Raw genomic sequence first — 18,744 nt, forward strand, 5'->3', positions numbered from 1 at the left:
TTCCATATGGCGAGCGGAAGGCACTTCGCAAGTGAAGAGTATCGCGGTGACGCGGCGGGTGAAAGTATCGGCGGACGGTCGCGGGGTGGTGTCGCACGCCGGGATGGGGCTGTTGCGGGAACTGGCCGATCTGACCGGGTTATCAGCGCAGGTCACGGCGGTGTTGGCCGATACTTACAAGGGGCCGTGGACTTATGCCCCGGGTGCGGTGTTCGCCGATCTTGCCGCGGCGGTGGCTGACGGGGCGGACTGCATCGACGGGGTCGGCCAGTTGTGTGGAGATCGCGAGCATGTGTTCGGGGCCAAGGCCTCGACAACGACGATGTGGCGGCTGATCGATTATCGCATCGATGCCGCGCACCTGCCGAAGGTTCGCACCGCGCGGGCATCGGCGCGGGCGGCGGCCTGGGCGGCCGGGGCCGCGCCCCCGGCGGGGAGCCTGTCACGATTTCTGTGTAAGTCAGAGGTGATTTGACTACGAGTTGTATTCTAGCACAATGGGATTCGCCCAGGGAATAGTCTGGCGAGTGTGTTGAGCGCCACAGTCCAGTTGTGCGTTCCAGTACCCGAATAGCCTCCTCTCTCGCTGGAGATGTTGCGCAGCCCGAGGTACAGCAACTTCATCGCGGCGTCCTTGTCCGTGAAATGACCACGGTTCTTGGTGATCTTGCGCAACTGGAAGTTGATCGACTCGATCGCATTGGTGGTGTAGACGATCTTGCGCAACTCCACCGGATAGTCCAGGAACGGAACGAATTCCCCCCAGGCGTTGTGCCACACGTCAATTGCACCCGGATATTGGGCGCCGAATTGCTGGTCGAACTCCTTGAGTGCGAGTTCGGCTCCATCGACGGTCGGCGCACTGTAGATCGCCCGCATCGCGGTGGCGACCTTCTTGCGGTCCTTATAAGACACGAAGCGCATCGCATTCCTAATGACGTGCACGACGCAGGTCTGCACCACGGTATCGGGATAGATCGAGCGGATCGCATCAGGCAGACCGGTCAGCCCGTCGCAGCAGGCGATGAGGATGTCGCGCACCCCGCGGTTGCGCAGGTCGATGACGACCTTCTGCCAGAACTTCGCCCCCTCGGAGTCCTGGATCCAGCAGCCCAAGGCGTGTTTGCGGCCCTCCAGATCCACGCCAATGGCCAAATAGGCGACCTTGGTGGTGATGACCCCGTTGTCGCCGATCCGCAGCCGCAGCCCATCGATGTAGAGGATCGGGTAGACCTCATCGAGCGGGCGGGCCTGCCAGGCCTTGATCTCATCGACCACCACCTCGGTGATATTGGAGATCAACTCCCGCGACACCGACGCCCCATAGACCTCCTGCAGGTGGGCTTCGATATCGCGGGTGGTCATTCCCCGTGAATACAGCGACAACACCACCGAATTGATGTTGTTGAGCCGGCGGGTCTTCTTCGGCACAATCGCCGGCTCAAACGAGCCGTTGCGATCACGCGGCGCATCGATCTGCACCGGGCCGTTGACGGTGGTCACCGTTTTCGGCGTGGTGCCGTTGCGCGAATTTCCCGATCCGCGTCCGGCCGGATCGCCGGCCTCATAGCCCAGATGGTGGGTTAGCTCCGCATTCAGCGCCCGCTCCAGCACGGCCTTAGTCAGCTGGTTCAGCAAACCGTCCGCGCCGTCGATCGGGGTCCCGGTCTTCACCGCATCCTTAATCAACGAGTCCAGCGTCTCTTCGGTGAACATCTCGGCCAGCCGCCGCGCCGCGGTCGTCTCCTCAGCCGGCATCTGCATGGTCTTGGTCACAAAACACTCCTTCTGTCCGCCCAACGGCGGTCCGATGATGGACCACCCCGGACTTACACAGATGGAATGACACGCCCCCGGCGGGTGTGCCGCTGTACATCGACATCGACGCCACGCTGGTCATCGACCATTCCGACAACAAGGCGCAGGCGGCCCCGACGTGGAAGAAGTCGTTCGGCCATCACCCGCTGCTGGCGTTTCTGGACCGCCCGCAGATCGCCGGCGGTGAGGCCCTGGCCGGGCTGCTGCGCAAAGGCAACGCCGGATCCAATACCGCCGCCGATCACGTCACGGTCCTTCAGCAGGCTTTGGATTCGCTGCCGGCAGATTGGCGTCCCGGCCCGCAGAACCCGGCCGCGCCGGCGGTGGTGGTGCGTTCAGATTCCGCCGGAGCCACCCACAAGTTTGCCCAGGCCTGCCGCGATCACGGGGTCGGGTTCTCCTTCGGGTTTCCCGTCGATGCCCGGGTCCAGGACGCCGTGGACACCCTCAACCTCGGCGATGGCTGGTATCCGGGGATCGACTCCGATGGGCAGATCCGGGACGGGGCGTGGGTGGCCGAGGCCACCGGCCTGGTCACGCTGTCGGCCTGGCCTGCCGGGACCCGGCTGGTGCTGCGCAAAGAACGCCCACACCCCGGGGCGCAGCTGCGCTTCACCGACATCGACGGCATGCGGGTGACCGCCTTCATCACCGACACCCCACCGGGGATGGTTCCCGGGCAGCTGGCCGGTCTGGAACTGCGCCACCGCCAGCACGCCCGCGTCGAGGACCGCATCCGCGAAGCCAAAGCCGCCGGCCTGGCCAACCTGCCCTGTCATGATTTCCAGTCCAACGCCGCCTGGCTCGAAATCGTCCTGGCCGCCGCCGATCTGGTCGCCTGGGCCCAACTGATCGGATTCACCGACGCCCCGCAGCTGGCCCGCTGCGAGATCACCGCCTTCCGCTACCGGGTCCTACACGTCGCGGCCCGCATCACCCGCGGCGCCCGCCAACTACGGCTGCGCATCGACGCCACCTGGCGCTGGGCCGGTGCCATCGCAACCGCCTGGCAGCGCATCCGCGCCGCCTTCCCCTGACCACCGCAAACCCGCCCCGACGACCCGAAAGACCCACCGGCCATAGGAAAGCCCGCCCACCCCGGCGACACGGGACGGCCAAACACACCCCAAGCCCAAAATCGCTATCGCTCAGCGATCTTCATGGCTCAGCACCCCCGAACCCCACCCGCACGAAAAATCGAGGCTAGCGCGCCTGAATATCGCTACGTACATGTCTCGCTTTTTTGGATAATAGTGATACACAGTCGCTCTCGACACACCCGCGCGCTCAGCAATGTCCTCCATGAAGACATCTTCATACGGCTTTTCCGCGAACAAGGCGGCTCCGATATCGAGCAGCTGTTCGCGTCGCTGCTGTGGCTCCAGTCGGCGTCGAGTCACGGTCCGCCACCGCCGACATTCAGCACCGGGCTACCAACTCCTATCCCGTAAGCTTCCGCCTGCACTCACAGGTAAACGACTCTTGTTCGCCGGGGACCAGTTGATGAGGCCCGGTCATGGACGTTGCCACGGTTCTCGACGAGCACCGCGGCGCGAACTACTCGTAGCCGAGCAGAGTGGCATCTCGGAGGTCGTCATCCAATGTTCCCCGTCAATTCTTCTCGTTGGACAGGATCGTCACAGCAGACACGGCTGTCGGACCGCCGATATTGTGCGCCAGACCCATTCGCGCACCGTCGACCTGATTCTCAGCCTCCCCACGCAACTGGTTGAACAGCTCGTAGCACTGGGCAACCCCGGTAGCGCCCGGTGGGTGGCCCTTGGCCTTCAATCCCCCGCTGGGGTTGATCGGGATCGATCCGCCCACGTAGTTCTCGCGTCCTTCGACGATCTTGTAGGCCTCGAAGCGCTCGGCGAAGCCGAGGTCTTCATAGCTGATCAGTTCGACTCCAGTGAAGCAGTCGTGCACCTCGGCGACATCGATGTCACGGGGCGTGAGCCCGGCCATCTTCAGTGCCGCCTTCGCGGCCCGCACCGTCGGAGGAAAAGTGGTCATGTCGTTCTTGTGCTGGTGCATGACACGGTCCATCCCGAGGCCGACGCCGCGCACCCACACCGGCCTTTCGGTGTACCGGTCGACGACATCCTCGGCGGCCAGGATCACCGCGGCGGCGCCATCGGACTGCGGGGTGCAGTCATAGAGTCCGAACGGCTCGGCCACGATGGGCGCGGCAAGTGCCTGCTCGACGGTGATCTCATAGCGCAGCTGCGCTTTGGGATTGTTCAGGGCATGGAAGTGGTTCTTGACCGCCACCATGGCCATGTGCTCCCTGGTCGCCGGCGACTCATGTAAATAACGGGTGACGTGCAAGGCGAAGTTGGCCGGTGCGACCAGACCCAGCGGATAGTCCCAGGCGTTGTCGCGCGTCATGGCGGCCCACTCCCAGAACGTCGCGTTGGTCGCCGTCTCGCGCACCTTGTCGGCGCCGAGCACCAGCACAACGTCGTAGAGGCCGGAGGCGATGGCAAGAGTCCCGTTTCGGATAGCGTCATTACCTGTGGCACAGGCGTTTTCGATACGTGTGACAGGGATTTCGGTGAGATCGAGGGTATCGGCGAGGATTCCGGACGGGAATCCATCGGTGGTGGACAGCTCCCCAAACCAGGCGGCCTCGATTTCGGACTTTGTGATGCCCTTGTCGACGTGGGCCACCGCTTCGGAATAGGCCATTGGCACAAGGTCTTTGATCCCCAGGCCGAAGTGTTCGGCGAACGGGGTCATCCCGGCACCGACGATAGCGACGTTCCTCATACCTGGGCTCCTTGTGCCGTGTGCTGCTCCGTGCGTCCCGGCCAGAAGGCGTACCCGTAGTCGGGGATGCCTGCTCGGGTTGCGATTCTGCGCAGTACCACGGAACCAGCTTGCCCGATGGCGGCCTCTCCCGCCGGCACGCCGGTGACCTTGAGCAGGACGCGCACCGGGCTTTCGTCCAGCTGGACCACCGCCAGTGAGTACGGGCTCGGCAGGTCGGGGACCGGAATCCGAATCGTGGTGTGGGTGTAGACGATGCCGGTACGCGGCAGCGGCTCGAGCCGGTACTCGTCGGACAGGACGCCAGCGTCATCGACACGGACCCGCGGCGGGAACTGAGGGGCTGCATCGATGCCGGGACGTTCCTCGAAAACCGCTGCTTCCCAGCGAATTTTCGGCTCGAACGCACGCGCATAGGCCGGTAGCGAGATCGGGATGCCCACACCGTCTGCCACGCGTGTCTTGGGCAGGTCACGGGCGGGCACCTCGTCGCGGACGATCCGCGGTGGCGTGTCGGCGAGCGTCAATTCGCCGACACTGACCGCGGATTGTTCGATGGCGAACAGCAGGCCGGGGGTGCGGTTATCGATCACGTCGGCCAACAACCGGATGACCGCGGCAGCAGACACCGTTGCATCGTCGAGCGCGGCGGACGTGTCGAAGTCTCCGCCGAGCTGTCCGGCTTTTCCGCCGGCGACCGCGGCCACGACAGGAGACCCGGTCAGACCCAGGCGTGCGACCGTGGCCCGCACGCCGACCTCGCGCTGCAGCCGGGGATCAAGATATACGTGGCGGGAACCGTCATCGGCGCGCGCCAGCATGGGCAGGCTGCGGGTCTGACGCGCCGCGGCGGCCAGCGTGGTGCCGGCCGGGCCGGTCAGCACCGCCGACGCCCCCGCCGCGGCCTCGTTGTCGTCGGCGGCGATCACCAGTGTGTGGTCCGGGGCGCTGACGAGCTGGTCCAGCAGCGCCGGCGCCCCGCCGAGGACTTCGGCCACCGGGGTGCCGGCCGGCAATGAGAGGCCGGCCAGCAGCACCGCACCATTGCCGCCCTCCAACAGCGGGAAGTTGCGCGACACCATGATCACCCGGTGCGCCGATGCGTCGGGATCAGCGGCCCGGCCCGCCGCCACGGCCATGGTCAGCGCATCCTCGTCGGGCCCTTTGACGCGGCGGTCACCGATCCGCCATGGCGGCAGATAGGTGCCGATCGAAACGACATGGGTCATAGTGCCTCGTTCCAATCCGGCGGGGCGGCCGCATCTGGCGCGCCATTAATACGCTATATAGTTATAGCATTCCAGACAACGTTCAACTGTGGCCAGGAGGAGACGGCATCATGGCCGATGGCGATTTGCGCACCTTGAAGGATCGCGTTGTCGTGGTCACCGGGGCCAGCCGGGGTATCGGCCGCGACATCGCGGTCCGTGCGGCTGCCGATGGGGCCAGCGTGGTCTTGGTGGCCAAGACGGATACCCCGAATCCCAAGATCGCGGGCACCCTGGCCGAAACCGCCGAGGCGGTGCAGGAGGCGGGCGGTCGGGCGCTGCCCCTGGTGTGCGACGTGCGCGACGCCGAGGCCGTTGCCGGTGCAGTCGCGCAGGCCGCCGAGACCTTCGGCGCCATCGACGTCGTGGTGAACAATGCGGGTGCGCTCGATCTGCGTCGCACCCCCAAGCTTCCGCCGAAGATGTTCGACCGCCTGCTCGCAGTCAACGTGGAGGGCCCGTTCGCGCTGGTGCAGGCGGCCTTTCCGCACCTGCGAGCCTCGGACAACGCGCACATCGTCAACGTGTCGCCGCCTTTGGACCTGGCGCCGTCATGGGTCGGCGCGCACGTCGGCCACACCGTCGCCAAGTACGCCGAGAGCCTGCTGACCCTGGGCTGGGCCGCGGAGTTCGCATCGATTCCCATCGCCGTCAATTCGTTGTGGCCGGCCACCACCGTGGCCAGCACCGGGATGATGGCGGCGATGGGCGAGGACGTCGTGCGGGCACAGGCGCGCAGTCCGCGCATCATGGCTGACGCGGTGCACGCACTGGTCACCCGGCCCGCCGCGGACTGCAGCGGTCACTTCTACACCGACGAAGAGGTGTTGCGCGAGGAGGGCGTCGACGATCTGTCGCAGTATCGTCTGGCCGCACGCGAGGAAGACCTGACCCCCAACTTCTACCTGCCGTCCTCACCGCGACCGGCTCTCTAGAGGCACTGCGCCGGCTGTGGCCATGTCGAGTCGGCACCGCAACCAACTCAATGAAATGTACTGCTACCAAGGAGGACTGTTGACCCTACAGCGATTCGACGGCGCGTCAGCCATAGTCAGTGGCGGCGCGGGAGGTCTGGGTGAGGCGACCGTGCGCCGTCTGCACAACGACGGCCTCGGCGTGGTGATCGCCGATCTCGCCGACGACAAGGGCAAGGCGCTGGCTGATGAGCTGGGAAGCCGGGCCGTGTTCGTCCGCACCGACGTGACGAGCGAGGAAAGCATCCTGGCCGCTATCGAGCAGGCCAATCAACTCGGTCAGCTGCGTTACGGGGTCGTGGCACACGGCGGTTTTGGAGTCGCGCAGCGAATCGTCCAGAGGGACGGCAGCCCAGCCGATTTCGGCGGCTTCACCAAGACGATCGACCTCTACCTCAACGGCACCTACAACCTCACTCGACTGGTCGCTGCCTCGGTCGCCACGGCCGAACCGCGGGAGGATTCAGAGCGCGGCGCGCTGGTGCTGACGGCGTCGATCGCCGGCTACGAGGGCCAGATCGGGCAGACCGCCTACGCCGCGGCCAAGGCCGGTGTCATCGGGCTGACACTGGCCGCGGCCCGTGATCTGGGATCGGTGGGTATCCGGGTCAACACCATCGCCCCGGGAACGATGAAGACGCCGATCATGGAGTCGGTCGGTGAGGAGGCGATCGCCAAGTTCGCATCCAATGTGCCCTTCCCCAGGCGACTCGGAGCCCCCAGCGAGTACGCCGACGCGGCGGTATTCTTGCTCACCAACGGCTATGTCAACGGCGAGGTGCTGCGCCTCGACGGCGCCCAGCGTTTCACGCCGAAGTAAACCACCGGCACGCGCAGCGCTGAAACGGCATTCGGGGCCGCCGGCCCCTACAGTCGGCCGGTCACCCGCAGGTCGGGATGCACCCAGTCCGGCGACCGCTTCTCCTTGAACGCACGGAACCCTTCCACAGCTTCCGCCCCGTTCAGGCTGGTCTGCATGCCGATGCGGTCGAAGAGTCCCATGTAGGCGTCCAGGCTCGCCTTGATCACACTGCGGGCACCCGGCGCGGTCCGAGCGCACTGGGCGAGCAGGTCCCGGGCGGCGTCGAGGACCGCGTCATGGGCGACCACGCGACTGACGATTCCCCAGTCGAGTGCCTCCTGCGCGGTCAGCGTCCGTCCGGTGAGCATCAGGTCCCGGGTCCGGATCGGGCCGATGATGCGTGCCAGCATCTGGCTGTAGTAGGTGTCGGCGATGCCGCGGAACAGTTCGGGTACCCGGAACGTCGCGCGCTCGCTGACCACGGCCACGTCGCTGCACATCGCGATCTGCAGACCCCCACCCTGACAGAGGCCGTTGACCGCTGCCACCACTGGTTTCGACGACGTGCGAAGACTGTCGAACGGGGTCACGTCCATCCCCAGGTTCGCCGCGAAGTCCATCCAATCGTCCACACCACCCTGGCCCAGGTCGCCCCCGGGCGCGAACACGTCGCCGGTCCCGGTGATGATCAGACCAGCCAGGTCGGGATCAGCGTTGACTCTGCTGACGGCATACCGGATGCCGAAGTACATGGCCGGGGTCATGGCGTTGCGGGCTTCCGGCCGATCGAGGGTGCATAGAGCAAACGGACCCTCCCGCTTGAACGAGAGATACGGGGTCCCGAGCCAATCCCCCTGCGGCGGACGCGGAGCGGCGGTATCGCGGTTGTCCGGCATGTCGATCTCCTATCACTGCAGCGGCAAGGTCAACCTACAAGGAAATAATCAAATAGTTGTATGATTCAAGCCACCCAAGGTAGCATCCCCAGGTAGATTTGAGCCGGCTGACCACACAACCCCACCCCAGCCGCGCACCTCGATCACCGTGAGATGAGGATCAGGTCATGGCCCTACTCGATGGCCGCGTCGTATTCGTTACCGGTGCCGCACGGGGCCAGGGCCGCTCGCACGCGGTCATGTGCGCCGAACAGGGCGCCAACATCGTCGGGGTGGACATCTGCACTGACCTCGACGCGGTGCCCTACAAGTTTGGCACCGCCGACGAGCTCGACGAGACGGCCCGCCTGGTCGAGCAGACCGGCCAGGAGATGCTCGTCGCGAAGGCGGACGTCCGCGACAAGGACGCGCTACAGCAGGCCTTCGACGCCGGGCTGATCCGCTTCGGCCACATCGACACGGTAATCGCCAACGCCGGTGTCATCCTGATCAACCCGGACGAGCGTGACACTTCCGAAGCGTTCCGTCTCGGAATCGACATCATGTTGATCGGTGTCTGGAACACTTTCCAGGTGGCGATCCCCCATCTGAGAGAACGCGGCCTCGGCGGCAATCTCGTGGCAACCAGCTCGACAGCGGCTCTGCTAGACTCCACCGACGGCTGTGGCGGCTCGGACGCCTACTTGATGTCCAAGCTGGCGATCATGGGCCTGGTGCGCGCGTACGCCAAACTCCTTGCACCCGAAGGTATCCGCGTCAACGCGGTGGCTCCAAACGACTGTGCAACACCGATGATCACGGAAAATCCGATGCTGTTCACGGTGATCGAAAACCACCTTCACCAGGTCAATGCGATCCAGACTGCCCTGCCGGACCTGCCGATGAGCGAACCGCGCGACGTCAGCAACGCGATCTTGTCCTTGATCGCCGACTCGGGGCGCTGGCTCACCGGCAGCGTGCTGAAAGTCCACGCCAGCATGGACATCCGTCGCTAGCACAACGCGCCCCGGTGTTGGGGTGCCATACACCCGAGGATCTCAATGTCACCATCACCGCTCACGCCCGAGGACCCTGCGACCATGGCAGTCCTGTGCATCGAATGCCAGCAAGGCGTTCTCGGACCACAATCGGTGTTGCCGGCCTTGGCGACCGATGTCGGCGGACTGGTTCCGGTTCTGGGCCGACTTCTTGACGCCGCCCGCGGCGCAGGCGTGCATGTCGTTCACGCCACGTACGCCGGCCCTTTGGCGGGCAGCTCCCCCACCGGGACCGCGCGCATATGGCGGGCGTTGGGACCGGCCACCGCCGGGTGGACGCCGGAATGCCCGGAGGCACAGGTCATTCCCGGATTGCTGGGGGCAACTGATTTCGTGCTGCCCCGCCGCCACGGTCTGTTTCCCACCCTGGGCACCGAACTGCTACCCCTGCTGCGCGATCTCGGCGTGCGCACGGTCGTCCTGACCGGCGTATCGCTGAATTTGGCGTTACCCATCACCGCCGGGCACGTCAGCCAGGCCGGATTCAACCTCGTCGTTCCCCGCGATGCCGTCGGCGGCACCCCGATGGGCTATGCCGAACAGGTGCTGGACAACACCATCGGCTTCCTGGCACGCCTCACGACGGTCGACGACCTCGTCGCCGAGTGGGCCCGCCACAGCTGATTGGGATCGATCGGCAACATCCCCGCAGCGGCCGGGGGTGTCTTGACGCCTTAGTCCGATCAGTCCCGACCGGGCTCGTCAGTCAGCAGATCACGCATCTGCGAATAGATGATCTTTGCTGCTCGCGCAGGCATGAGTCGGGAGAGTTTATCCAGCAGGACCGAATCGGAACCGATGAGTACATGGTAGGAACCTTTCTCGATGCCGCGAACGAGCTTGGCCGCCGCGACGGGCGATGGGGTCATCCTCATCGTTGCTGCCGTCGCCGCGTTCTCCGCGGCCGTCATCGCACAGGAATTGACCGCGATGTTGGTGGCGATGGCTCCCGGGAACACCACGCTGACGCCAACAGTGGTCTCGCGCAGTTCGGAGTTGAGTCCCTCCATCAGCAGCTTCACGGCGGCTTTCGAGGCGCCGTAGATCGTTTGCCCCGGCACGGGCACGAACGAACCCATGCTCGACACCGCTGTGATGTGAGCCTGCGGACGCTTCAACAGCACCGGCAAGAATGCCTTCGTCATGTTCAGGACCCCGTAGAAGTTGATGTCCATGATCCGTTCGATCTCGGTGAACTCCAGGTCGTTGACGCGCGCAAAGCGATGGATGACACCGGCGACATTGACGAGACCGTCGACGACACCGTGCTCCCGGGCCGCGGAATCGGGCAGCGACGACACCGCCACCCGGTCGGTGACATCCACGACGTGTGCAGAGATCCGGTCAGAGTGGTTGCGAGCGAGCGCGACCGTCTCCTGCAGTGCGGCGCCGTTGTTGTCGACGGCGGCGACTCGTGCGCCCTTGTCGAGCAACGCCAACACCACATCGCGGCCGATGCCGCCGCCCGCGCCGGTCACCACGAAAACCTTGCCCTTGATGATCAAAATTCATCCACCTCAAGCCGTTTGGCATTAGCACATCTCGTCTGGCGATGCACGCCCGATCACTGCATCATAGGGAATTCCGCTCGTGCACACGTGCCGATTTCGCGTGGCCCGAGACGCGGTGAACTCGGGAAGCCGGACGGTGGGCAGCGGGTCGGTCTGCACCCGTCGCCGCGGGACGCGGGTGATAAATGCCCGTTGTGGCCTTGGCGCCAGGGGTAGGATAAGGTTAGGTAGCTAACTAGGTTAGCCACCTCTGATGGATTGAGAATCGACATGAAGTGGGGATTGCCTTGGCCGGGCCCGCAGCGTGCCGCCGAGGCGGAGGCTGCCGGAGCCGGCGCGTTCTGCGCGGGCGAATTTAGCGACCTCAACGCCTACGTCACGTCCGCCGAAATGGCCCTGGAGACAACTGCAGCGATGGTAGGTCCCGGTATCGCCTACGCGTTTGCCCGCTCACCGTTCGTGCACGCCTCCGCCGTCCGCCACCTGTCCAAGATCGCCCCCGGGCGGGCGTTTTTGGGCCTCGGCTCGGGAACATCACGGATGAACCGGGATTGGTTCGGCGTACAGGCCGACCACCCGGCGCCGCGGATGGCCGAACTCGTCGAGGTGATCCGAGCATTCCTGGAAGCCGAAAACGGCGAAACGATCCGCTACAGCGGCCAGTACTACAACATCGAGGCCGATATCCGCGCGCCCGTCCTCGGCCGGCTCGACGTGCCAATCCTGATCGGGGCCTTCAACAAGATCATGTTGCGCACCGCGGGCCGCACCGCCGATGGCGTGCTCGGTCACGGCGTCTTCACCGATCGCTGGTGGGGCGAAGTCGTCGATCCTGAGCTTGCCCGCGGCGCGGCGTCCTCGGGGCGGGACGCCGCTGCCCTGCATCGGTGGGGTTGGCTGATAACCGCGATCGACGACACCGACCCGCAGCGGGCCACCCGCGAAGCGCGACTGCAGATCGCGTTTTATCTCACGGTCCGCACCTATGACTCGCTGGTCGAATTGCACGGGTGGCAGGACCAGGTCGCCGCGATCCGCGCCGCGTTCCGCGGCGGCCGTCCGGACACGATCTCCGAGCACGTCACCGACGACATGCTCTGGGCGATCGCGGTCTGCGGCGACACCGCCCAGGCCCGAGAGATGCTGAAGTCCCGCGCCGCGCTGCCCGGCACCGCCTTCCTGTCGCCACCGAGTTTTCTGGTCGGCCGCCGGCGGCGATCGGAGTACGACGCTGCCGCGGTTCGGTTCGCCGCCGCGAACATCGGGTAGCGACGGTCGCCGCGCACCCCGTCGGTCACCGCTGGCTACCTTGGCAGTCAACTGCCACCATATATGAAACAACCAAGTGATACTCGGGCTTCGACTCGCTTCGGCGCTATTGACGTTTGACATCGCACTGCCATAGTTTGAGCGCGGTGGTGGCGGTGGGTCGATCCGGACCGACAGCACACCGGTGTTGATGAATCCAGTGTTGGCGTGCGGAGAAAGTGGGAGTAAACAGATGGGTCGTTTGGACGATCGGGTCGTGTTCATCACCGGGGCCGCGCGGGGTCAGGGTCGCGCGCATGCCGTACGGCTGGCCGGCGACGGTTGCGACATCATCGCGCTGGACATCTGTGCCGACATCGACACGATCGACTACCCGAACGCTCGGCCGTCGGATCTGGAGGAGACGGTCAAACTCGTCGAGAACACCGGCCGCCGGATCGTCGCTCGTCAGGCCGACGTGCGCGATCATGACGCCGTCGATGCCGTCGTCGCCGCCGGACTCGCGGAATTCGGTCGCCTCGACATCGTGATCGCCAACGCCGGCGTCATCCGCCTGACGTCTGGCGGCGACGACCACCAGGTGTTCCGCGACGTCATCGACGTCGATCTGATCGGCGCCTGGAACACGGTGCGCGCGGCGATTCCGGCGCTAATCGACGGCGGCCGCGGGGGTTCCATCGTCCTCACGAGCTCCAGCGCCGGCCTGAAGGGCACCGGAACGGACGTGACCGGCGCGCTTGCCTACACCGCCGCAAAGCGTGGCCTCGTCGGCATGATGCAGGTGTGGGCCAACGACCTGGGCAAGCACTCCATCCGCGTCAACACCATTCACCCGACCGGCGTGGCCACCGGGATGGTGATGAACGAGACGATGCAGAAGATGTTCGAGTCCGGCGATCCCGGTCTGGCCGCCATGCAGAACGTGCTGCCCATTCCGGTGCTCGCGCCCGAGGACATCGCCAACGCGGTGGCATTCCTGGTCTCCGATCAGGCCAAGTTCATCACCGGCACAGCCTGGCCACTCGATGCCGGTTTCGCCGTGCGCTGAGGCCCACCCGCCATCCGGCCCGCTCGGCCCGAGCGTGCCCGCCGATCGGCTAACGGTCGGTGACCTCGACGCGGATGCGCTTTTTGTCGATCTTGCCGCTGGGCAGCACGGGCAGTTCGTCGACGATGACGAGCCGGCGCGGCACCTTGTAGGACGCTAGGTTCTCGCGGAGGAATTCCTGGGCCCGGGCGAGGCTGAGTTCGGCACCGGGCCGCAGCACGACGACGGCGGTAACCGCTTCTCCCCAGCGCGGATCCGGCGTTCCGACCACCGCACAGTCGACCACCTCGTCGAGGCCGCGCAGCGCGTCTTCGACCTCGGGCGAGTAGACGTTCTCACCGCCGGTGATGATGACGTCCTTTTTCCGGTCGACCAGGTACAGCAGTCCGTGCTCGTCGAACCGTCCGATATCACCGGTGTGGCACCACCCGTCCCGCAGCGTGGCGAGGGTGGCCGGTTGATCGTTCCAGTACCCACGAAACACCGAATCGGCCCGCACGACGATTTCCCCGGGCTCGCCACGCGCCACGTCGGATCCGTCCTCACCGACGATGCGCACCGAGATGCCGGGGAAGGGAAACCCGACCGAACCCAACCGATGCACGCCCGCCGGGGTGTCCAGCGAATGCAGTTCGCGCGGCAGACTGGACACGATGCATTCGGTTTGGCCGTAAAGGTTGAGGAATCCGGCGTGTGGCATGATCCGCATCGCGTGACGCAGCGTCGGCGCCGGCATCGGCGCAGCCGAATAGAGCACCGTGCGCACGTTTTCGAGACCGGCTGCGGCGCCGGGTTGGTCCAACAGCGTCTGAAGCATGACCGGAGCCAGGTGCAGCAGGGTGATGCGTTCGGTCTTGGCCAACTCGATGGCTTCACGCGGATCGAACTGCCGCTGTAGTACCACCGATCCGCCGCGGGCGTGCAGCGCGGCGATGATCGCGATCGCGCCAAAGTGGAACATCGGCATGTTGATCAGCGCGCGGTCTTCGCAGCCGGTGCGCATCTCAGCGTTGGCCGCGAGGGCGATTCGGCTCAGCTCTTTGTGCCCGAGCATGCAACACTTCGACGCTCCGGTGGTCCCACTGGTGAACAGCAGGCAGGCGATGTCGTCGGGCCGCGCCACGAAGGGCGGATCCGAGGCGACCCCTTGGGCGATGAAATCCTCATACTCCACCATTCCGGGCGGGGGCTGCCCGCCGATGGACACGATGTGGCGGAGTCCGTTCAGCTGGGCAGCGCAGTCGTTGACGACCGGGGCGAATTCCTCATCACAGAACACGATCGATGGCGTCACCCGGTGCAGGGCATCGAGTACTTCTGACTTGGAGAGCCGAAAGTTGATCGTTGCCAGCGTGATACCACTGAGCGCAGTCGCCGCCAGCAATTCGCCGAATTCGATGCTGTTGCGTCCAAACACGGCAGCTCGGTCGGCGCGGCGGACACCGATCTGTACCATCGCCGATACCAGTTGCAGACTTCGTTGTCGTAACGCGCGGTGGCTGAGCGCACGCGAGCCGAGCCGGTAGGCGGTTACATCGGGGAACCGCTCGGCGTTGTCGGTGACGATGTCGCCCATCGTCATTCCCGCCTCGATGTGTCGTTGGTCCACAGTTCCTACTGCCGTGAGATGTCGAGTGCGAGCACATTTAATGCAGGTTGGCACAAAAGGCGGGATGCACCTGGCGTTTGCGTCAAGCGGCTAGTAGCGTGCTGGCTGTTCGACGGGTCGCTGGGCCTCCTCGCGACAGTCCCCGACCCGCGCGTCGCACGAGCCACGGTATGGATTCGGGGACCCTGGAGGGAGTTCGAAATGGTTGACGTCAAAGGCGATTTGCAACACACCGACAGGGTGAAGCGGCTGTTAAGCCACTTCTCGACGGGTGACTTCGACCAAGCTATCGCCCTGTTTGCCGACGACATCGAAATACGGCTGCCATTCCAGGATGAACGCACCGGCTTTTGGTCACATGCCGATGGTAAAGACAAGGTTCGGCAGCTTTTCGCCGGGGTGGCCAGTCTGTTTGACCCCCATCCGCTGTACATCGACGAACTCCTTTCGGCAACAGACGGCAAGACCGTGATCGCCAGATACCACGGCGATTTCGCGGCCCGGAAAACCGGGAAGCCGTACCGAAACTCTTACATCGCCGTGTTCGAATTCGATGACGGCATGATCCGGTCGTGGACCGAGTTCCACAACCCTATTGTGCTGGCCGAGGCGTTGCTCCCCTAGCGGGAGTTTCCGGCCTTCGTTGAGCGACGGCCTGATTTGCCCTGGTGGGGTTGTGTTTTTGGGCAGGGCTGGTGTATTACCCAACTCGCGGTGTTGGGCGCTGTTGGTCAGCGGGTGGGTGCGTATTGGTGGATTGCGAACAGGTCGGCGAGTCGCTGTTGGGTGGGGTTCATGTCGGTGAGCATGCGCTGCACGCGGGGCCGTCCCTTGCTGCCGTCGTGGTAAATCAACACGGTCTCTTGGATGCCGACGAGTTCGTCGAGCAATTCGCGTACCGACAGGTGCAGCCCGGCGTGCTCGGTCTGGCGGCGCATCAGGTGGGCGACGGCCAGGGCGAGCACGCAGTAGAACACGTGCACCCGGATCTTGGAGTCAGTCCAGTGGTGCATCGGGCTGAACGAGACCACGTGGGGGTCCTTGAGCTGGCGGAACCCGAATTCGGCGTCGGATTGCGATCGGTAGGCGGCCACCACGTCGGGCACCGGCCAGTCGCGGTTGGTGAACAGGATGCGCTTGCCGAACAGCCGCTCTTCCATGCGCTTTCGGGCCTTGGTGTCGGTGCGCCAGGACAGCCTCAACTGGGCGGGCGCCTCGCCGGTCAGGGTGACGGTGATGATGTCGGCGACCCAGCGGGGCTTGCAGATCGCGGTGATCTCGGCCTGGACCTGGTCGCGGTCGCGGCGGGTGCGGCCGCGCGCGAGGCGAGCGGCCAACTCGGCCAGGCGGCGCCGGGCCTTGGCCAGGGTCTGGTCCAGGCCGCGGGATTGCTTGGCCGCCAGGTTCGCCGAGTGGGTGAGCACCGCTCGGCGGGTGACGCCGAGCGCGGTGACGGTGGTGTCGACATAGCGCAGCCCGGGGTAGCGGTCGTCGTCCACGGGCCGGTAGTCCCGGGTCGGGATCTGCAGCAGTTCGGGGTGATCGCTGGGCGGCAGCGAACCGACGAACCCGATCCCGTGCGCCTCCACCACCGCATGGTTGTCGCCGCTGTTCTGCCCGGCGTCATAGACCACGGTCAGCGACTCCACGTGCTCGACCAGGTCCCGGTAGCGGGTGACCAGTTCGTCGACGACGGTGCTGAACTGGGTGACATCGGGCCGGTCCCCGGGATAGGCGTGCGCGATCACCGGCACCCCGCCGTCGCGGGTGACGACCAGGGCCAGCCCGACCAACCGCAGATCGGTGCGTTTCTGCTTGGCCTTGCCCCGCTGCGCGATCGGCGCGCGGTCGTTGCCGGTGTCGATGAAGGTGGCGAAGTTGGTCATGTCCAACGCCAGCCCGGTCAAATCCAGCCCGAACTCGGTCACCATCCGCCGTCCCAGCCGGGTCTCGATCTCACGCAGTTCGGTCTGGCCGAGGCGGTCCATCGCGTCCCAGAACCGGCGATGATCCACCGCGGCCCGGTCCAGCTTCACCCACCGCGGCCCGGCCGTGGTCGCCCACCAGTCGGCGAAGCCGCGCTTGGAACACGGGTCGACAATCCGGTTCGCGCACGCCAGCGCCAGATAGGTGCCCACCGATGCGGCCGCGTTCGCGTACCGGGGCGCCACCTCGTCGACGATGCCGGCCACATCCAGCCGGGCCAGCATCGACCACACCGCAGCCAGATCCCCGAACTGCTTGTGCTGGCTACGGATCGGCTGCCCGGCCGGCGTCTCGGACAGCTTCGCCATCACCTCCTCCGCGCTGCCCAAATACTGCTGAGACACGATGCGCGGCTTGCCCTGCACGCGGGCCGATTCCACCAGGTAGTAATAGGTCTGCTTGCCGCGTCGCTTACCCACGATCGACGCCATATATGGGTAATACACCCCAATCACACAAACCTCAAGCACCACAACACAAGACACGCCGCTCAACTACGAAGGCCGGAAACTCCCGCTAGGAGGGTGGTGCTACATCGCACGTGTCTCGCGCGGCAGCCCGAGAATGCGCTCCGCGATGATGTTGCGCTGGATCTCTGAAGTACCGGCATAGATGGTGCCCGCCATCGCATTGCACAGGTGAACAGACAGCCACGAGCCCGAATCGTTGGGCGCACCAGCGTCGTCGGCTCGGTAAAAGCGCATGGGAATGTCGCCCTCCCAATACAGCGCGTCACGGCCGAGTATGTCGACCGCCAAGCGCGTGGTGCCCGGGTGGTATTCGCTCCAATACAGTTTCGCCACCGAGGCCTCGGGGCCCAGGGTTCCATCGCGCATGTAGGAGGCAAGGATCTTGTCCCCCATCGCCTTCATCACCGCAACGCCGAGATAGGCGCGCCCGAGGCGCTCCCGGGTACCGGGCTGTTGGTCGGCGCCGCGCTGCTTGGCCATGTCGAACACCCGCCGCAGCTCGTGGGCGAACAGGATCGGGTTGACCGCCGCTTCCTCGCCCCTCTCGTGGCTCAGGAGGGAATTGGCCACCCGCCAACCGTCGTTGACCTCGCCCACAACCAGATCCGCCGCGGTGCGCGCGTCGGTGAAGAAGACCTCGCAGAACTCCTTGGCGCCGTTGAGCATGGTGATCGGTCGAACATCGACACCCGGCTGATCCATCGGCATGAGCAACATGGAGATGCCTTTGGTCTTCGGCACACCCGGCTGGGTCCGGGCCAGCAGGAACATCCAGTTGGCATTGTGCGCGTTCGACGTCCAGATCTTCTGCCCATCGATGTGCCATTCGTTGCCGTCCAGTGCGGCGCGGGTTCGCAGACTGGCGAGATCAGAACCCGCCTCCGGCTCGGAGTAGCCTTGGCACCACACATCCTCGCCGCTGATGATTCGTGGCAGGAATCGTGACTTCTGATCGTGGGTTCCCCATGCTGCCAGTGTGTTTCCGATGAGCTTGACCGACACGGTATCCCCCGGCGTTCCAACGGGGACCCCGGCCCGAGAGAACTCCTCGACAACCACAAGGTGATCGATCTTGGTCAGACCGCGCCCGCCGTATTCGACCGGCCAGGTGACACCGATCAGTCTGGCTTGCCCGATGAGCCACCGCCACCGACTTACGAACTCGCGCCGCTGCGGTCCCGGTAGGGCGCCGACCCCGGCCCAATCCGCGGGTAGGTTGTCGCACAGAAAAGCGCGGACCTCGTCACGGAAGCCGGCGGTTTCGCCCGGCCGTTCCTGAGTCAT

The 18,744-nt window shown here is 65.3% G+C and carries 16 protein-coding genes and 2 pseudogenes; 9 read left to right on the forward strand and 9 right to left on the reverse strand.

What is annotated here, in order from left to right; all coding sequences use genetic code 11:
* Nucleotides 1–31: 31 nt before the first annotated feature.
* Nucleotides 32–436, forward strand: a pseudogene (locus ACJ512_RS18575) (transposase); the annotation flags it as partial.
* Between the two features lie 53 nt (nt 437–489).
* Here ACJ512_RS18575 and ACJ512_RS18580 read toward each other — a convergent pair.
* A complete protein-coding gene (locus ACJ512_RS18580; protein ID WP_369741377.1) occupies nt 490–1,725 on the reverse strand; it encodes an IS256 family transposase in 1,236 nt (411 codons plus the stop codon).
* A 140-nt stretch (nt 1,726–1,865) separates the two neighbouring features.
* Here ACJ512_RS18580 and ACJ512_RS18585 point away from each other — a divergent pair.
* Nucleotides 1,866–2,855 (forward strand): annotated as a pseudogene (locus tag ACJ512_RS18585) (IS1380 family transposase); the annotation flags it as partial.
* A 111-nt stretch (nt 2,856–2,966) separates the two neighbouring features.
* Here ACJ512_RS18585 and ACJ512_RS18590 read toward each other — a convergent pair.
* The 3 genes from ACJ512_RS18590 to ACJ512_RS18600 all read right to left on the reverse strand — a co-directional run bounded on the left by ACJ512_RS18590 (nt 2,967) and on the right by ACJ512_RS18600 (nt 5,819).
* Entirely contained in the window at nt 2,967–3,122 is a 156-nt protein-coding gene (locus tag ACJ512_RS18590) for a TetR/AcrR family transcriptional regulator (protein WP_461480140.1), read from the reverse strand.
* A 307-nt stretch (nt 3,123–3,429) separates the two neighbouring features.
* Complete coding sequence (locus ACJ512_RS18595) at nt 3,430–4,590, reverse strand: thiolase C-terminal domain-containing protein (RefSeq protein WP_407689088.1); 1,161 nt, start codon at nt 4,588–4,590, stop codon at nt 3,430–3,432.
* Nucleotides 4,587–5,819, reverse strand: coding sequence for a Zn-ribbon domain-containing OB-fold protein (locus ACJ512_RS18600; RefSeq protein WP_407689087.1), 1,233 nt, complete (start codon nt 5,817–5,819; stop codon nt 4,587–4,589). Before ACJ512_RS18600 ends, ACJ512_RS18595 begins: the two co-directional genes overlap by 4 nt.
* A 110-nt stretch (nt 5,820–5,929) precedes the next feature.
* Between ACJ512_RS18600 and ACJ512_RS18605 the strand changes: the two genes are divergently transcribed.
* Together ACJ512_RS18605 and ACJ512_RS18610 are read left to right on the forward strand one after the other, a co-directional pair.
* Nucleotides 5,930–6,793, forward strand: coding sequence for an SDR family oxidoreductase (locus tag ACJ512_RS18605; protein WP_407689086.1), 864 nt, complete (start codon nt 5,930–5,932; stop codon nt 6,791–6,793).
* Nucleotides 6,794–6,872: 79 nt separating this feature from the next.
* Complete coding sequence (locus tag ACJ512_RS18610) at nt 6,873–7,652, forward strand: SDR family oxidoreductase (protein WP_407689085.1); 780 nt, start codon at nt 6,873–6,875, stop codon at nt 7,650–7,652.
* Nucleotides 7,653–7,699: 47 nt separating this feature from the next.
* Here the strand turns inward: ACJ512_RS18610 and ACJ512_RS18615 are convergent, their stop codons facing one another.
* Nucleotides 7,700–8,530 carry an enoyl-CoA hydratase/isomerase family protein gene (locus tag ACJ512_RS18615; protein WP_407689084.1) on the reverse strand — a complete coding sequence of 277 codons (831 nt, stop codon included), beginning with the start codon at nt 8,528–8,530 and terminating at the stop codon, nt 7,700–7,702.
* 167 nt (nt 8,531–8,697) lie between these two features.
* Here ACJ512_RS18615 and ACJ512_RS18620 point away from each other — a divergent pair, with 167 nt between their 5' ends.
* Together ACJ512_RS18620 and ACJ512_RS18625 are read left to right on the forward strand one after the other, a co-directional pair.
* Nucleotides 8,698–9,525, forward strand: coding sequence for a mycofactocin-coupled SDR family oxidoreductase (locus ACJ512_RS18620; protein ID WP_407689083.1), 828 nt, complete (start codon nt 8,698–8,700; stop codon nt 9,523–9,525).
* A gap of 45 nt (nt 9,526–9,570) precedes the next feature.
* Nucleotides 9,571–10,191: an isochorismatase family protein gene (locus tag ACJ512_RS18625; protein WP_407689082.1), complete on the forward strand. Its 621-nt coding sequence runs from the start codon at nt 9,571–9,573 to the stop codon at nt 10,189–10,191.
* A gap of 59 nt (nt 10,192–10,250) precedes the next feature.
* Here the strand turns inward: ACJ512_RS18625 and ACJ512_RS18630 are convergent, their stop codons facing one another.
* Nucleotides 10,251–11,072 (reverse strand): SDR family NAD(P)-dependent oxidoreductase, encoded by an 822-nt coding sequence (locus ACJ512_RS18630; protein ID WP_407689081.1) that lies wholly within the window; start codon nt 11,070–11,072, stop codon nt 10,251–10,253.
* 276 nt (nt 11,073–11,348) lie between these two features.
* Here ACJ512_RS18630 and ACJ512_RS18635 point away from each other — a divergent pair, with 276 nt between their 5' ends.
* Both ACJ512_RS18635 and ACJ512_RS18640 read left to right on the forward strand, forming a co-directional pair.
* Nucleotides 11,349–12,347: an LLM class flavin-dependent oxidoreductase gene (locus tag ACJ512_RS18635; protein ID WP_407689080.1), complete on the forward strand. Its 999-nt coding sequence runs from the start codon at nt 11,349–11,351 to the stop codon at nt 12,345–12,347.
* 232 nt (nt 12,348–12,579) lie between these two features.
* Nucleotides 12,580–13,395: a mycofactocin-coupled SDR family oxidoreductase gene (locus tag ACJ512_RS18640; RefSeq protein ID WP_407689079.1), complete on the forward strand. Its 816-nt coding sequence runs from the start codon at nt 12,580–12,582 to the stop codon at nt 13,393–13,395.
* 49 nt (nt 13,396–13,444) lie between these two features.
* Here the strand turns inward: ACJ512_RS18640 and ACJ512_RS18645 are convergent, their stop codons facing one another.
* Nucleotides 13,445–14,977: a class I adenylate-forming enzyme family protein gene (locus tag ACJ512_RS18645; RefSeq protein ID WP_407689090.1), complete on the reverse strand. Its 1,533-nt coding sequence runs from the start codon at nt 14,975–14,977 to the stop codon at nt 13,445–13,447.
* Nucleotides 14,978–15,205: 228 nt separating this feature from the next.
* Between ACJ512_RS18645 and ACJ512_RS18650 the strand changes: the two genes are divergently transcribed.
* A complete protein-coding gene (locus tag ACJ512_RS18650; RefSeq protein ID WP_407689078.1) occupies nt 15,206–15,628 on the forward strand; it encodes a nuclear transport factor 2 family protein in 423 nt (140 codons plus the stop codon).
* Between the two features lie 107 nt (nt 15,629–15,735).
* Here the strand turns inward: ACJ512_RS18650 and ACJ512_RS18655 are convergent, their stop codons facing one another.
* Together ACJ512_RS18655 and ACJ512_RS18660 are read right to left on the reverse strand one after the other, a co-directional pair.
* Nucleotides 15,736–17,421 (reverse strand): IS1634 family transposase, encoded by a 1,686-nt coding sequence (locus ACJ512_RS18655; protein WP_461479793.1) that lies wholly within the window; start codon nt 17,419–17,421, stop codon nt 15,736–15,738.
* A 99-nt stretch (nt 17,422–17,520) separates the two neighbouring features.
* Nucleotides 17,521–18,744 carry an acyl-CoA dehydrogenase family protein gene (locus tag ACJ512_RS18660; protein WP_407689258.1) on the reverse strand — a complete coding sequence of 408 codons (1,224 nt, stop codon included), beginning with the start codon at nt 18,742–18,744 and terminating at the stop codon, nt 17,521–17,523.

The organism is Mycobacterium cajalii, from assembly GCF_045809005.2.
GTDB lineage: Bacteria > Actinomycetota > Actinomycetes > Mycobacteriales > Mycobacteriaceae > Mycobacterium.